Source organism: Sulfitobacter pontiacus (assembly GCF_040790665.1).
Classification (GTDB): domain Bacteria; phylum Pseudomonadota; class Alphaproteobacteria; order Rhodobacterales; family Rhodobacteraceae; genus Sulfitobacter; species Sulfitobacter pontiacus.
On the sequence record NZ_CP160849.1, the window covers coordinates 1,216,544 to 1,231,211 of the forward strand.

Sequence of the window (14,668 nt, forward strand, 5' to 3'; positions counted from 1 at the left end):
CAAGTAACCTTGGCGCATGGCATCACACGCACTTGATCTTACGCTGCATGACGCAGACCAAACCGCCCGATTGGCCGTGACCCTCGGGCGCGCGCTCACTGCGGGCGACGTTGTTTTACTGACCGGCGACGTTGGCGCGGGCAAGACGCATTTCGCGCGGGCGCTGATCCAGTCGCTGCTGGCGGTGCCCGAAGACGTGCCCTCGCCCACGTTCACGCTGGTGCAGACCTATGACGCCCCCGCCGCCGCGATCTGGCATGCGGATCTGTATCGCCTCACCTCTGTCTACGAGATCGAAGAGCTGGGACTGACCGATGCGTTCAGCGATGCCATCTGCCTTGTGGAATGGCCCGACAGGCTGGGTGATCTGCGCCCCGAAGACGCGCTTGATCTGACGTTGACGGTCACCGGCGACGACACACGGCGGCTCTCTGCTACGTGGAACGACGATAAATGGCCCGAAAAGCTGGGGGCCTGGCGCAAATGAACGACCGTATGACCGCTATGGACCGCTTTCTTGCCGATGCGGGTTGGGCACAGGCGCGGCGCGATCTGCTGGCCGGGGACGCATCGAACCGCCGCTATGACCGTCTGACCCGTGATGATGGCCGCACCGCCGTGCTGATGGACGCCCCTGCCGACAAGGGTGAAGACGTGCGCCCCTTTGTCCGCATCGCCGATTGGCTGCGCGCCCAAGGGGCCAGCGCGCCCGAGGTTTACGCGCAAGACGCAAGCAACGGCTTTCTGCTGATCGAGGATCTGGGCGATGACCTGTTTGCGCGGCTGATGGTCCAATCGCCCGCGATGACGCGGCAGCTTTATACCGCCGCGACGGACTGTCTGCTGGACCTGCACAAGGCCCCGCCCCCCGATCTGCCGCTCTGCGATGCCGATTGGCTGACAGAAGCGGCACAGATGGTGTTTGACTGGTACGCCCCCGACAGCGGCGCCGCGGCGGAGTTTAATGCCCTCTTCACCCCGCTGGCCCGTGCGCTGGACAATAGCCCCCGTGTGATCATCCTGCGCGATTACCACGCTGAAAACCTGTTGTGGCGACCCGAGAGGACGGGCTCTGCCCGCGTGGGGCTGCTGGATTTCCAAGACGCGCTGCAGGGCCACCCCGCCTATGATCTGGTGTCGATCCTGCAAGATGCGCGGCGCGATGTGACCCCGCAGATCGAGGCGGCGATGATCGCCCGTTACATCCGGCAAAGCGGACAGGATGATGCCGCCTTCCGCAGCGCCTATGCCTTGCTTGGCCTGCAACGCAACCTGCGGATCTTGGGGATCTTTGCACGGCTTTGCCTGCGCGACGGCAAGGCGCATTACGTCGATTTCATCCCCCGTGTTTGGGGCTATGTGCAGCGTAACCTTGATGATCCGGCGCTTGCACCCTTGGCCGATGTGCTGCGTCCCTCCCTCCCCGCACCGACCCCCGAGTTTCTGAAGGATTTGAAAGCCAGATGCGCCACGCCCCAGATGCCGTGATGATGTTTGCCGCCGGCTTCGGCACGCGGATGCAACATCTGACCAAGGACCAGCCCAAGCCGATGATCCCTGTCGCGGGCAAGCCGTTGATCGACCACGCGCTTGATCTGGCGCGCGGTGTCGTGCTGCGGCGGATCGTCGTGAACCTGCACTATAAGCCCGACCCGCTGCTGGACCATCTGGCAGGGCGCGACGTGCAGACGATTGTGGAACAGCCCGATATTCTGGAAACCGGCGGCGGGCTGCGCAATGCGTTGCCGCTTTTGGGCGACGGGCCGGTGTTTACCATGAACACCGATGCGATCTGGGCGGGCCCCAACCCGCTGTCCTTGCTGGCGGACGCATGGGACCCCGACAGGATGGATGCGCTGCTGATGGGCGTGCCGGTGGCGCAGGCCGTGGGGCATGGGGGCGACGGAGACTTTACGATGGGCACCGACGGCGCGTTGAAACGTGGGCCGGGGGTTGTCTATGGCGGGGTGCAAATCATCAAAACCGGTTTGTTAGAGACGATTTCAGAGCGTGCATTCTCTCTCAACCTCTTGTGGGACGTGATGCTGGACCGCGGGCGGATGTACGGGCTGTCCTATCCCGGGCGCTGGTGCGATGTTGGCCACCCCGGCGGGATCACCCTTGCCGAAGACATGCTGGACGCCGCCGATGTTTGAACCGCAGGACGCACCGCGCGTTTTCGGGCTGGCCCCGGGCGTCGACTTCCCCAAGGAACTGGTGCGGGGTTTGCTTTCGCGGCTGGAAGGGCAACCCGCCCATGCCATCGGGCGGATCGATCTGGTGGTGAACACCCGCCGGATGCAGCGGCGTTTGCGCGATATCTTTGACGCGGGCCCGCCCAGCCTACTGCCGCGCATCCATCTGATCGACAACCTTGATACCCTTGGCAGCGGCGTTGATCTGCCGCGCCCCGGTCCGGCTCTACGCCGCCGGTTAGAGTTGATTACGCTGGTGTCAAAGCTGCTGGATCAAGCGCCTGAACTGGCCCCGCGCGCGTCGCTTTATGACCTGTCGGACAGTCTGGCGCAGTTGATCGACGAAATGCAGGGCGAGGGCGTGCCGGTCGAGGCCGTGACCGAGCTGGATGTGAGTGACCAATCGGGCCATTGGGAACGCGCGAAACAGTTCCTCGCCATCGCGCACCAGTATCTGGGGGAAAGCGTCACCCGCCCCGATCCGCGCGCGCGGCAACGTCAGGTCGCACAGCGCCTGATCGCAGAGTGGGAGCAGAACCCGCCTCAGCATCCGGTGATTGTCGCAGGCTCTACCGGATCGCGGGGCACCTCTGCCCTGCTGATGGAGGCGGTGGCAAAGCTGCCGCAAGGCGCGCTTGTGCTCCCCGGTTTCTGTTTCGACATGCCGCAAGCGGTCTGGACCGATCTGGGCGAGGATCAGGAAAAGATATCGCAGGATCATCCGCAATACCGGTTCCGCGACCTGCTGCGCCAGCTTGAGATGTCGCGCAGCAAGATCGAGGCCTGGACCGACACGCCGCCGCCCTCTGCCGCGCGCAATGCGTTGGTGTCGCTGTCCCTGCGCCCTGCCCCTGTGACCCACGTCTGGCTGACCGAAGGGCCGAAACTGCCCGATCTGCATCAGGCCACCGAAGGGTTAACCCTGATACAGGCGCCCACCCCGCGTGCCGAAGCGCTCGCGATTGCGCTGCGCCTGCGCCAAGCGGTCGAGGACGGCAAAACCGCCGCGCTGATCACCCCGGACCGGATGCTATCGCGTCAGGTGACCTCGGCGCTGGACCGGTGGAACATCCTGCCCGACGACAGCGCGGGCCTGCCGCTGCACCTGTCGCCTCCGGGTCGGTTCTTGCGTCACGTGGGCGATCTGTTCCTGCGCAAGCTGGATTCCGAAGCCTTGCTGACCCTGCTGAAACATCCGCTGACCCACAGCGGCGGGGATCGCAATTTTCACCAGCTCAACACCCAACGGCTGGAACTGCAACTGCGCCGCGACGGGCTGCCCTATCCGGATGCGGAAGGTGTGTTGAAACTGGCGCGCAAGACTGTATCGCGGTCGAAAGACCCCGCGCAGATGGATGTCTGGGCCGATTGGGTCGGCACCCATCTGACTGATTGCGAACTGACCGGCGACCGGCCGCTAGAGGAATGGGTCGCCCTGCATATGGCGCTGGCCGATGCCATCGCCGACGGTGCCACGCCAAGCCAGCCCAACGGGTTGTGGCAGCATCACGCGGGCGAAGAGGCGGCGAAGGTGATGAACGACCTTGCCGAAAACGCGCCCTATGGTGGCGAGATGTCGGCGGCGGATTACACCGATCTGGTGGGTGCCCTGCTGCAACAGGGCGAAATCCGCGATCGCGATGCGCCGCATCCCAACGTCATGATCTGGGGCACGCTCGAGGCCCGCGTGCAAGGCGCCGATCTGGTGATCCTTGGCGGGCTGAATGACAGCACTTGGCCCGAAGCCCCGCCGCCCGACCCCTGGCTGAACCGCCAGATGCGCCTGAAAGCCGGTTTGCTGCTGCCCGAACGGCGGATCGGCCTGTCGGCCCATGACTATCAACAATCCATCGCCGCGCCCGAGGTCTGCCTGACCCGCGCGATCCGGTCGGACGAGGCGGAAACCGTGCCTTCGCGTTGGCTGAATCGTTTGGGCAACCTGCTGAATGGCTTGCCCGCACAGGGTGGTGATGCGGCGTGGAAGGCGATGATCAAACGCGGCGACCACTGGCTGGATCAGGCCCGTGCGCTGGAAACCGTGACCCGTGTGCCCCCCGCGCCGCGCCCGTCGCCGCGCCCGCCCCGTGCCGCGCGCCCCCACGCGCTGTCGGTGACAGAGATCAAGCGCCTGATCCGCGACCCCTATGCGATCTATGCCAAACACAGCCTGAAACTGCGTGCGCTGAACCCGCTGGTGCAATCGCCAGACGCGCCCGTGCGCGGCATCATCGTGCACGAGATCATGGAACGGTTCATCAAATCGGTGACAGCGGAGCCTGCGCTTTTGACGAAAAGCCATTTGTTAGAGACGGCCCGCACCGTGTTAGAGGCTGAAGCCCCCTGGCCCGCCGCCCGTGTCATGTGGCTGACCAAGATCGAACGGATTGCCGATTGGTTCATCGAAAACGAATTGCAGCGACAAAGCTACTCCACCCCCGCCGCTTTTGAAAAAGCCGCCAAGGGCAGTCACGCATTCCCCGATCTGGGCTTTACCCTTATGGGATTTGCCGACCGGATCGACCGGACGGAAGATGGCGATATTCTGATCTATGACTACAAGACCGGCACGCCGCCCAGTGTGGCCGAGCAGAAAGCCTTTGATAAGCAGTTGCTGCTCGAAGCCGCGATGGTCGAGGAAGGCGGGTTTAAAGAAATCGGCCCCGCCCCCGTTGCCCAGGCCGCCTATATCGGGCTTGGCAGCAAACCGGTGGAACGCCCAGCGCCGCTTGAGGATGAACCCCCGCACGAGGTGCTGGCCAAGCTGCACGCGCTGATCACCAGCTACCTGTCGGATGAACAAGGCTTTACCGCGCGCCGTATGGTAAAAACCACCGATTTCGCGGGCGATTACGACCAGTTGGCCCGGTTTGGCGAATGGGATGCCACGACCGAACCCACGCCGGAGGATCTGACATGACCGCCCCCTTTGACGACGCCACCCGCGCCCAGATCGATGCGGCGCGGCCCGATGCCTCTACGTGGTTGGGGGCGAATGCGGGGTCGGGCAAGACCCGTGTGCTGACCGACCGCGTGGCGCGGCTGTTGCTGAACGGGGTCGAACCGCAGCATATCCTGTGTCTGACCTACACCAAGGCCGCCGCGTCAGAGATGCAGAACCGGCTGTTCAAGCGGCTCGGTGCCTGGGCCATGCTGACCGACGCCGATCTGCGTCATTCACTGTCGGAGCTGGGGGTCGAGGATGGCTTTACCCCCGAAAAGCTGCGCATGGCCCGCACCCTGTTTGCCCGCGCCATCGAAACCCCCGGCGGGCTGAAAATCCAGACGATCCATTCGTTCTGTGCGTCTCTATTACGGCGCTTTCCGCTGGAAGCAGGGGTCAGCCCGCAGTTCACCGAGATCGAAGACCGCGCCGCCGATCTGCTGCGGGCCGAGATCGTGGATACCATGGCAGAGGGGCAGGATGCCGCGCTGACCACCACGCTAGCGCGGATGTACACGGGCGAGGATTTCAGCAAGCTCACCCGCAGTATCGTCGGGCAGCGCGAAGGCTTTGCCACTGTGCTGTCATGGGAAGATGTGCTGGCGCTGTTCGATCAGCCCGCCGATCTGACCGAAGAGAAGATCACGGCTTCGGTGTTTCTGGGATCAGAGGCGATGATCCTTGAACAGATGATCCCGCCGATGCGGGCCAAGGGCGGGCTGGACGGCAAAGCGGCGGAAAAGCTGGCGACGATCCAGACAATGGATATCTCTGCCCTGCCCGTTCTGGAAGACGTGATGCTGACCGGTGCGGGTGCCAAGGAACCCTTTACCGCCAAGGTCGGCAGCCTGCCCACGAAACCAACGCAAAAGCTGCTGTTTGATCTGATGCCGCAGGTCGATGACCTGATGCGGCGGGTCGAAGATGCCCGTGACGCGCGGCTGGCGCTGCGGGCGGCGCAGAAGACCCATGTGCTGCATCAATTCGCGCATCGTTTCCTTGAAATCTATGCCCACGAGAAACAGAAACGCGGCTGGCTCGACTTTGATGATCTGATCCTCAAGGCGCGGGCGCTGCTGACCAACCCTGCGGTCGCGGCTTGGGTGCTTTATCGGATCGACGGTGGCATTGATCATATTCTGGTGGACGAAGCGCAGGACACCAGCCCGCGCCAATGGGATGTGATCGAACGGCTGGCAGATGAATTCTACAGCGGCGACGGTGCCCGCGAAGAGGAAGACCGCACGCTGTTTGTCGTGGGCGATAAAAAACAGTCGATCTATTCGTTTCAGGGGGCCGACCCGCGCGAGTTTGATCACAAACAGGATCTGTTTGAACAAAAGATCTCCCAAGCCGGTCAGATCTTTCAACGGCGCAGTCTTGAATATTCGTTCCGATCGTCCTCGGCGATCCTGCACCTAGTGGATACAACGCTTGCCCCGCATACGGATGCAGGGTTTCAGGCCGATGCGGCGCATAAGGCGTTTAAATCCGCCCTGCCCGGCCGTGTTGATCTTTGGCCTGTGGTCGAGAAAACCGATGAACCCGATGACCGTGAATGGTCCGATCCTGTCGATCAGAAGTCGGCGCATCACCATACGGTCGTTCTGGCCGATCAGGTTGCGTCGCAGATCAAGGAGCTGATCGAGGGCGAACATTATCTTCCCGTCGATACCGATACCCCCGGTGCCTTTGCGCGGCGGCGTATTCGGGCGGGTGACTTTTTGATCCTTGTGCAGCGGCGCAGTGATCTGTTCTCGGAAATCATCCGCGCGTGCAAAACCGCCGGTGTGCCGATTGCGGGCGCGGACCGGCTCAAGGTCGGGGCCGAACTGGCGGTCAAGGATCTGGCGGCGCTGCTGTCGTTCCTTGCCACGCCCGAAGACAGCCTGTCGCTGGCGACGGCGCTGAAATCGCCTTTGTTCGGGTGGACAGAGCAGATGTTGTTCACCCTGTCCCACTACCGCAAGGAAGATCACCTGTGGCAGGCGTTGCGCAGCAGCGATGCCTACCCCGAAACCGTTGCCATCTTGCGAGATTTGCGGGCGCAGGTCGATTTCCTGCGGCCCTATGACCTGATCGAACGTATCCTGACCCGCCATGACGGGCGCCGCAAGCTGCTGGCGCGGCTGGGGTCAGAGGCAGAGGACGGGATCAACGCCATGCTCTCGCAGGCGCTATCGTATGAACGCGGCGCGATCCCCAGCCTCACGGGGTTTCTGGTGTGGATGCAGACCGACGACCTTGAGATCAAGCGCCAGATCGACAATGCCTCGGATCAGGTGCGGGTGATGACCGTGCACGGGGCCAAGGGGCTAGAGGCGCCGATTGTGATCCTGCCGGACACGGGCAAACGCCCTTTGGTGATCCGGGACGAGATCATCAAGATCGGTGACACGCCTGTGTGGAAACTGTCCGAAGGGGATATGCCCGCTGCCATGCGCGGCGCGCTGGACGACCGCAAGGCGCGCGAGATGGCCGAACGGCTGCGGCTGCTCTATGTGGCGATGACGCGGGCCGAAAAATGGCTGATCGTGGCCGCGGCGGGGGAGCTGCCCAAGGATGGCAACAGCTGGTATCAGATGGTCGGTGCCGCGATGGGTCAAGCCGGTGCCAAGCCGGTCGGCAGCTCGGGCGGGATGCGGTTTGAACATGGCGACTGGGATGCGCTGCCGGTAATCGACACCGCCCCCAAAACCCACACCACGCCAGTGTTAGAGCCTGTTTTTAACACCCCTCTTACCAATATCCCATTGCGCGCCAAAACGCTGGCCCCCTCTGATCTGGGCGGTGCCAAGGCCCTGCCCGGCGATGATGGCCAATCGGAAGATGCGGCGAAATCATACGGCAATCTGGTGCATAAGATGCTGGAAACCCTGCCGATGATGCACAGCGACCGCTGGAACGGCGTGCTGCACACGCTGGCGCAGGGGTATGATGAAACCGTCGCCCAAGCCGCCTTGAGAGAGGCGATCGCCGTCTTGGATACGCCCGATCTAGCGCATGTCTTTGACAAGGACGCCTTGGCAGAGGTACCGATCACCGCGCCCTTGGGCACCGAACGGCTGCACGGGACAATCGACCGGCTGCTGGTGTCGGATACGGATGTATTGCTGGTGGATTACAAAACCAACCGCGTGGTGCCCGATACGCCTGATCGCTGCCCCGAAGGGCTGTTGCGCCAGATGGGGGCCTATGCCGCAGCACTGGCGCAGGTGTTTCCCGATCACCGCATCCGCACCGCTATTTTATGGACCCGTACCGCCACGCTGATGGAACTGCCCGACGCGCTGATCACAAACGCCCTATCGCGGGTGCGCGATCTTGACGGGACGCATGGGGCTACATAGGTTCCCACTCTAACCAACCCCGTGCAGGAGCAGCAACATGGCAACCGTCGCAGTCACAGACGCAACATTCGACGCAGAAGTTAAGAATTCCGATATCCCCGTTGTGGTGGATTTCTGGGCTGAGTGGTGCGGCCCCTGTAAGCAGATCGGCCCCGCGCTCGAGGAACTTTCCTCCGAGATGGACGGCAAGGTAAAGATCGTCAAAGTCAACGTTGACGAGAACCCGAACAGCCCAGCCCAGATGGGTGTGCGCGGCATCCCTGCCCTGTTCATCTTCAAGAACGGCGAAGTCGTATCGAACCTGGCCGGCGCCCGCCCCAAGGCCGCGCTGCAAGGCTGGATCGAAGAGTCGATCTAAGCTGCCGCACCCGCAGCAAGCACAGTCAATGGCGCGTCAGGCAAAGGCCTGGCGCGCTATTTTTTTGATCCGCTCGAACCGCATGACATTGGCGATAGATCCATGTTCTTGGATCCGGTTCCAGTCGGTCAGGATCTGCACCCGCGTCAGGAAGTGCACCGTGGGATCATCCGGCGGCACCAGCGTGTATCCTTCAAAGAACGCGTCCCAGGCGGCGGGGGGAACGCTATGGCCTTTGGGCAAGGCATCAAGGTCGCCTACCATCTGGGTATAGCTTTGCAGCAGCCGCGCGATGTCATAGCCCACGGGCGACGGTGTGGTCGCTGAAAAATCGAACGCTGCCGTCTCGTCGGGCGCCATCACCAGATTATACCCGTTCAGGTCGCCGTGTTTCGCCGCGATCTGGCCCGCGTGCCCTTGGGCCTGCGGCGCGTAGTCCGCGATACGGCCCACAAAGGCCGCAAATCGTTGCTTGCCGTTGATCCGACGTGCACCGCTTTCAACACGCGCCACCAGACGGTGCAGGTGATTGACCATGAACCGCGGCTGAAACGGATGGGTGCCCTGCAAAGTGGCCCCGTGAAACGCCGCCAGCCAGCCGCCCGCCCGTCGCAGCAAGGGGGCGTGATCCTCTGTCTGCCGACACAGGTCCAGAAACGTGTCGCCCTTGGCAAAGCGCATCAGATAGGCCTGCTGGCCCGCCTCCGCCGCGAGGATCTGCGGCACGCTATAGCCGGGCACGCCGTCGAGTGCATCACAGGCTGCCTGATGGGCCGCAAGCATCGCGGTGAACCTGTCGGTATCCCACGGACGGGCCACGTGCTTGAGCACGACAGAGCCCCCGTCACGCCCGTCATAGCGCTGCACGATCTGGCGCTGGTTGCTGTCATCCTTGATCCACTCGGCCCCGCAGGTAAAGGTTTCGGGCGCAATCCCTGCCTTGGCCGCTAATCCCTCAAATATCTGAAATGCCTGCACTTTCAGGTCGTCTACCGGGGGCATTCAAATCCTTTCGGGACATTAGCCTTGCGAAACAGCGGCGGGGTTTTCATATAGGTTTGAACTATGGAGGCTACATGTCAAAGCAAGAATTCCCCGGCTGGCACGGGACCACCATCATCGGTGTGAAGAAAGACGGCGAAGTCGTGATCGCGGGCGACGGTCAGGTCAGCCTTGGCCAAACCGTGATCAAAGGAACCGCACGGAAGGTGCGCCGGCTTAGCCCTGGCGGGTTTGACGTTGTGGCGGGCTTTGCCGGATCGACTGCTGATGCTTTCACGCTGCTGGAACGGCTTGAAGCCAAGCTTGAAGCCACGCCCGGGCAGTTGGCGCGCGCCAGTGTCGAGCTTGCCAAAGACTGGCGCACCGACAAATACCTGCAAAAGCTCGAAGCGATGCTGATCGTGTCAGACGGGCGCGAGCTGCTGGTGATCACCGGCGCGGGTGACGTGCTGGAGCCTGAACATTCTGTCGCGGCCATCGGGTCGGGCGGGAATTACGCGCTGGCCGCGGCGCGCGGCATGATGGACAGCGACCGCGACGCTGAAACCGTCGCGCGGGATGCGATGAAGATCGCCTCGGACATCTGCGTTTATACCAATGGTAACCTCACGGTGGAGAAAATCACACAATGACCGATCTGACCCCCCGCGAAATCGTCTCTGAACTTGACCGTTTTATCATCGGCCAAAACGACGCCAAACGCGCCGTGGCCGTGGCGCTGCGCAACCGCTGGCGCCGCAAGCAGTTGGGTGATGATCTGCGCGACGAAGTCTACCCCAAGAACATCCTGATGATCGGGCCCACCGGCGTGGGTAAGACCGAGATCAGCCGCCGCCTGGCAAAACTGGCGCGGGCACCTTTCCTCAAGGTCGAGGCGACGAAATTCACCGAAGTCGGCTATGTCGGCCGCGATGTGGAACAGATCATCCGTGATCTGGTAGACAGCGCCATCGTCATGACCCGCGAATACATGCGCGAAGACGTGAAGGTCAGCGCCCATAAGGCCGCCGAAGAACGCGTTGTTGATGCGATTGCCGGCAAAGACGCCCGCGAAGGCACCCGCGATATGTTCCGCAAGAAGCTGAAAGCGGGCGAGCTGGACGATACGATGATCGAGCTTGAAGTCGCCGATACCTCTAGCCCGTTTCCGGCTATGGATATCCCCGGACAACCCGGCGGCGGTATGGGGATGATGAACCTTGGCGATCTTTTTGGCAAAGCCATGGGCGGCCGGACGGTCAAGAAACGTCTGTCAGTCGCCGAAAGCTACGAGGTGCTGATCAGCGAAGAGGCCGACAAGCTGCTGGATGACGAAACCGTCAACCGCGCCGCGATCGAGGCGGTAGAGCAGAACGGCATCGTCTTTCTGGACGAGATCGACAAGGTGTGCGCCCGCTCTGACGCGCGTGGCGGCGATGTCAGCCGTGAAGGCGTGCAGCGCGACCTGCTGCCCCTGATCGAAGGCACCACCGTATCGACCAAACACGGACCGGTGAAAACGGATCATATCCTGTTTATCGCCTCGGGCGCCTTCCATATTGCCAAACCGTCCGACCTGTTGCCCGAATTGCAGGGCCGCTTGCCCATCCGCGTCGAGCTGCGCGCGCTGACGGAGGATGATTTCGTTCGCATCCTGACCGAGACCGACAATGCGCTGACGCTGCAATATACCGCGTTGATGGGCACCGAAGAGGTCGAGGTCACATTCACCGACGAAGGTATCAAGGCGCTGGCCAAGATCGCCGCCGATGTGAACCAGTCGATCGAAAATATCGGCGCGCGGCGGCTTTACACCGTGATGGAGCGTGTCTTTGAAGAGCTGTCGTTCAGCGCGCCGGATCGCACCGGCGAAAAGATCACCGTCGACGGCGATTTCGTCGAAAAGAACCTGGGCGAACTGACACGATCCACCGATCTGTCACGCTACGTTCTTTAGGGCTTTTCAATCTGCCATGCGCCTGAGAATGATGGCGCATGGCATACTTCAGATTTATCCGCGCCAATTGGGTGTTCTTGTTGGCGGGTTTCCTGCTGACATTTACCTCGGCCTATGGGCAGACCTATTTCATCTCGCTTTTCGCGGGCGAGATTAAGGGCAGTTTCGGGCTGTCTGACGGTCAATGGGGCGGGATCTATACCATCGGCACGACGCTCTCGGCGATCACGATGATCTGGGCGGGTGTGCTGACAGACCGGTTTCGGGTGCGCCGTCTATCCTTCTGGGTAATGGTCGCGCTGGCGGGCGCCTGTCTGGCGATGGCCGCTGTGCCGAACTGGATCGCGCTGATCTTTGTCATCTATGCGCTGCGTCTGACCGGGCAGGGGATGATGTCTCAGCTTGGGGCCGTGGCGATGGTGCGCTGGTTCGAAGCCGCACGGGGCAAGGCGCTGTCGCTGTCGTCTATGGGCTTTGCGGCGGGTCAGGCGATTTTGCCTGTCGTCTTCGTCGCCCTTTTCGCAAGCTTTCACTGGCGCAGCCTTTGGGTGCTGGCGGCTGCTTTGGTGCTGATCACCATGCCGGTGATGCTACTGCTGTTGCGGCAAGAGCGTACGCCGCAATCCATGGCGCAAAGCACCCAATCGGCGGGGATGGACGGGCAGCACTGGACGCGGATGCAGATGATCCGCCACGGGTTGTTCTGGTTGATGATCCCGCTGGTGATCGGTCCTCCGGCTTGGGGGACGGCGCTTTTCTTTCAGCAGGTCCACCTGACAGAGGTGAAGGGCTGGACGCTGGTCAGCTTTGTCGCGCTGATGCCGCTTTATACGGTGACATCCGTGGTCTCGACCTTTGTGTCGGGCTGGGCAATCGACCGGTTTGGCGTGACGCGGGTCACGCCGGTGCAAATGCTGCCTTTTGCGCTGTCTTTCGCCGTGCTCGCCTTTGCCGATACGATTGCGATGGCGGGGGTCGGGTTGATGATCTTTGGCGTGGGGCAGGGGATGCAGGCCACCGCGACCTCTGTTTTCTGGGCCGAATTCTATGGCACGCGCTATATCGGGTCGATCAAGGCCGTGGGCGCCGCGCTGATGGTGTTCGGGTCGGCCATCGGGCCGGGTGTGACGGGGCTGTTCATTGATCTGGGCGTTGATTTCCCGCAGCAGATGATCCCGATTGCGATCTACTATGCCGTGGCCGCGATCATGGCGACGGTCGGGGTGCTACGCTATCGCAAGCGGTTGGTCGCGCCTGTCACGGCCTAACGGTGACGCCGCAGATAGACGTAATAGGCGCCGCCGCCGCCGTGGCTGATATGCGCCTGACTGACCTGAAGCACCGCTGACGACAGCGGCGGCATCGCCAGCCATTGCGGCACCTGATGACGCAGCACGCCGTGGCGCACTGGGATCGGGCCGCCTTCGTCGCGCATCTTGCCTTTGCCAGTAATCACCAAGACAAGGCGCCGCCCCTTGGCGTGCGAGCCCAGAATGAACTTGGTCAGCGCAGGATGAGCGCGGTCCAGCGTCATACCGTGAAGGTCGATGCGACCCTCGGGGCGCATCTTGCCCCGCTTGAGCTTGCCAAACGCCTTTGAATCCATCTGCACCGGTGCCTGACGCAGCTGATCGGGCAGGGAGGGCATCAGGTCATGGGTGTTTCGCCGCGGCTTGGGATCGGGCTTGCCCATGACAACAGAGCTGCGCTTGCGGATTTGCGGCGGTGTTGGCGTGGGGCCGTGGATCGGGGAGGTGCCGTCAATCTCGGCGCGGAACAGCTTGTCAACATCAAGCTTTTCCGTCCGCTCTGTCACCTTTTTCCAAAGTGATAGATCATCCTTATCCAGACGCTTGCGGCTCATAGCAGCGGCTCCGGCAAAAGCGCATAGGCGCGCTGGATCGGCATCAGGACCATCATCCGCCCCGGATCACGCAGCTTGCCCGCGGCACGCCCCGCCTTGTCGCCGGTGCCAAAGAACACATCCGCCCGTTGCGCGCCCTTGATCGCCGACCCGGTATCCTGCGCGATCATCAAGCGGTGCATCGGTTCCTTGCCCTGTTTTTCGATCCAGACAGGGGCGCCGAGCGGTACAAACTTGGGGTCCACTGCAACGGTGCGCAGGGTGGTCACCGACCGGTTCATCGCGCCAAGCGGCCCCTGATCGGCGGGCACCTGATTGACCTCGCGAAAGAACACATAGGACGGGTTGTGGTACAGCAGCTCGCGCCCGTCTTCGGGGTTACGACGGACCCAGTTCTTGATCACCTCTGCGCTGACCTGATGCGGGTCATAGACGCCGCGGCGCACCAGTTCGACGCCGATCGACCGGTACGGGTGGCCGTTCGCACCACGGTAGCCGACGCGCAGATAATTGCCATCGGGCAGCCTGATGCGGCCAGAGCCTTGGATTTGCAGAAAGAAAAGTTCTACCGGGTCGTCAACATAGGCGATTTCAAGGCCGCGGCCCTTCATCACGTCGGTATCCAGAATATCGCGGCGGGTCAGCCACGGGTTGTTCGCCTTCGCCTCTGGCGGCATGGCATAGACCGGATAGCGGTAGCGGTCGGAGGGGTAGAGATCGCCATCAAGTTCAGGTTCGAAATAGCCCGTGAACATCGCCTCGTTTCCGTCCTCGATCAACACAGGCCGGAACAAAAGTTCAAAGAACTGGCGCGGATCGGGGTCGGATCTGGCATAGGCGCAGATGTTGCGCCAATCGACATCCTTCATATCACCGCAGGTATTCAGAAACGCGCGCAGGGCGGCGGCGTGATCGTCGGTTTCCCACCCCTCAAGCTGGTCGAACGACAGGATCGAATAGGACACATCTGTCGCAGAAGCGGGCGGCGCCATCAGGCCCGCCCACAGCAATGCACCCGCACA

At 62.3% G+C, this 14,668-nt stretch carries 12 protein-coding genes; 9 read left to right on the plus strand and 3 right to left on the minus strand.

Annotated elements, in window-relative coordinates; all coding sequences use genetic code 11:
* The first annotated feature begins 16 nt into the window (after window positions 1–16).
* From tsaE to trxA, 6 genes are read left to right on the plus strand one after another with little or no spacing between them, the layout of a single operon-like run.
* Window positions 17–487 (plus strand): tRNA (adenosine(37)-N6)-threonylcarbamoyltransferase complex ATPase subunit type 1 TsaE, encoded by a 471-nt coding sequence (gene tsaE / locus AB1495_RS05965; protein WP_005850727.1) that lies wholly within the window; start codon window positions 17–19, stop codon window positions 485–487.
* Window positions 475–1,488, plus strand: a complete 1,014-nt coding sequence (locus AB1495_RS05970) for an aminoglycoside phosphotransferase family protein (RefSeq protein WP_074636764.1) — start codon at window positions 475–477, stop codon at window positions 1,486–1,488. Before tsaE ends, AB1495_RS05970 begins: the two co-directional genes overlap by 13 nt.
* Complete coding sequence (locus tag AB1495_RS05975) at window positions 1,464–2,156, plus strand: nucleotidyltransferase family protein (RefSeq protein WP_074636644.1); 693 nt, start codon at window positions 1,464–1,466, stop codon at window positions 2,154–2,156. The genes AB1495_RS05970 and AB1495_RS05975 overlap by 25 nt, the downstream gene beginning before the upstream one ends.
* Window positions 2,149–5,112 (plus strand): double-strand break repair protein AddB, encoded by a 2,964-nt coding sequence (gene addB, locus AB1495_RS05980; protein WP_074636646.1) that lies wholly within the window; start codon window positions 2,149–2,151, stop codon window positions 5,110–5,112. The genes AB1495_RS05975 and addB overlap by 8 nt, the downstream gene beginning before the upstream one ends.
* Window positions 5,109–8,486, plus strand: a complete 3,378-nt coding sequence (gene addA, locus AB1495_RS05985) for a double-strand break repair helicase AddA (RefSeq protein ID WP_074636648.1) — start codon at window positions 5,109–5,111, stop codon at window positions 8,484–8,486. The genes addB and addA overlap by 4 nt, the downstream gene beginning before the upstream one ends.
* Window positions 8,487–8,523: 37 nt before the next feature.
* On the plus strand, window positions 8,524–8,844 hold the full coding sequence (gene trxA / locus AB1495_RS05990) for a thioredoxin (RefSeq protein WP_005850739.1): 321 nt from the start codon (window positions 8,524–8,526) through the stop codon (window positions 8,842–8,844).
* A gap of 36 nt (window positions 8,845–8,880) precedes the next feature.
* On the opposite strand, the gene AB1495_RS05995 is transcribed toward trxA, so the two are convergent.
* Complete coding sequence (locus tag AB1495_RS05995) at window positions 8,881–9,846, minus strand: phosphotransferase (RefSeq protein ID WP_074636650.1); 966 nt, start codon at window positions 9,844–9,846, stop codon at window positions 8,881–8,883.
* A gap of 74 nt (window positions 9,847–9,920) precedes the next feature.
* Here AB1495_RS05995 and hslV point away from each other — a divergent pair, with 74 nt between their 5' ends.
* Genes hslV through AB1495_RS06010 form a run of 3 tightly spaced genes read left to right on the plus strand, consistent with a single transcriptional unit; the run spans window position 9,921 to window position 13,050 of the window.
* Window positions 9,921–10,478, plus strand: coding sequence for an ATP-dependent protease subunit HslV (hslV, locus tag AB1495_RS06000; RefSeq protein WP_005850743.1), 558 nt, complete (start codon window positions 9,921–9,923; stop codon window positions 10,476–10,478).
* The gene (hslU, locus tag AB1495_RS06005) at window positions 10,475–11,782 is read left to right on the plus strand and encodes an ATP-dependent protease ATPase subunit HslU (RefSeq protein WP_009825703.1); all 1,308 of its coding nucleotides are present in this window, start codon (window positions 10,475–10,477) and stop codon (window positions 11,780–11,782) included. The genes hslV and hslU overlap by 4 nt, the downstream gene beginning before the upstream one ends.
* 38 nt (window positions 11,783–11,820) lie before the next feature.
* A complete protein-coding gene (locus AB1495_RS06010; RefSeq protein WP_074636652.1) occupies window positions 11,821–13,050 on the plus strand; it encodes an MFS transporter in 1,230 nt (409 codons plus the stop codon).
* Here the strand turns inward: AB1495_RS06010 and AB1495_RS06015 are convergent.
* A complete protein-coding gene (locus AB1495_RS06015) occupies window positions 13,047–13,646 on the minus strand; it encodes a Smr/MutS family protein (protein WP_074636654.1) in 600 nt (199 codons plus the stop codon). The two genes, AB1495_RS06010 and AB1495_RS06015, sit on opposite strands and share 4 nt — an antisense overlap.
* Window positions 13,643–14,638 carry a murein transglycosylase A gene (locus AB1495_RS06020; RefSeq protein ID WP_074636766.1) on the minus strand — a complete coding sequence of 332 codons (996 nt, stop codon included), beginning with the start codon at window positions 14,636–14,638 and terminating at the stop codon, window positions 13,643–13,645. The genes AB1495_RS06015 and AB1495_RS06020 overlap by 4 nt, the downstream gene beginning before the upstream one ends.
* Window positions 14,639–14,668 lie beyond the last annotated feature (30 nt).

Excerpts from the sequence above, each read along its gene's own strand:
- AB1495_RS06010 (WP_074636652.1), top strand. The coding sequence starts at position 11,821 with ATGGCATACTTCAGATTTATCCGCGCCAATTGGGTGTTCTTGTTGGCG.
- addA (WP_074636648.1), top strand. The coding sequence starts at position 5,109 with ATGACCGCCCCCTTTGACGACGCCACCCGCGCCCAGATCGATGCGGCG.
- AB1495_RS05995 (WP_074636650.1), bottom strand. The coding sequence starts at position 9,846 with ATGCCCCCGGTAGACGACCTGAAAGTGCAGGCATTTCAGATATTTGAG.
- AB1495_RS05975 (WP_074636644.1), top strand. The coding sequence starts at position 1,464 with ATGCGCCACGCCCCAGATGCCGTGATGATGTTTGCCGCCGGCTTCGGC.
- AB1495_RS06020 (WP_074636766.1), bottom strand. The coding sequence starts at position 14,638 with ATGGCGCCGCCCGCTTCTGCGACAGATGTGTCCTATTCGATCCTGTCG.
- tsaE (WP_005850727.1), top strand. The coding sequence starts at position 17 with ATGGCATCACACGCACTTGATCTTACGCTGCATGACGCAGACCAAACC.
- AB1495_RS06015 (WP_074636654.1), bottom strand. The coding sequence starts at position 13,646 with ATGAGCCGCAAGCGTCTGGATAAGGATGATCTATCACTTTGGAAAAAG.
- hslU (WP_009825703.1), top strand. The coding sequence starts at position 10,475 with ATGACCGATCTGACCCCCCGCGAAATCGTCTCTGAACTTGACCGTTTT.
- trxA (WP_005850739.1), top strand. The coding sequence starts at position 8,524 with ATGGCAACCGTCGCAGTCACAGACGCAACATTCGACGCAGAAGTTAAG.
- hslV (WP_005850743.1), top strand. The coding sequence starts at position 9,921 with ATGTCAAAGCAAGAATTCCCCGGCTGGCACGGGACCACCATCATCGGT.
- addB (WP_074636646.1), top strand. The coding sequence starts at position 2,149 with ATGTTTGAACCGCAGGACGCACCGCGCGTTTTCGGGCTGGCCCCGGGC.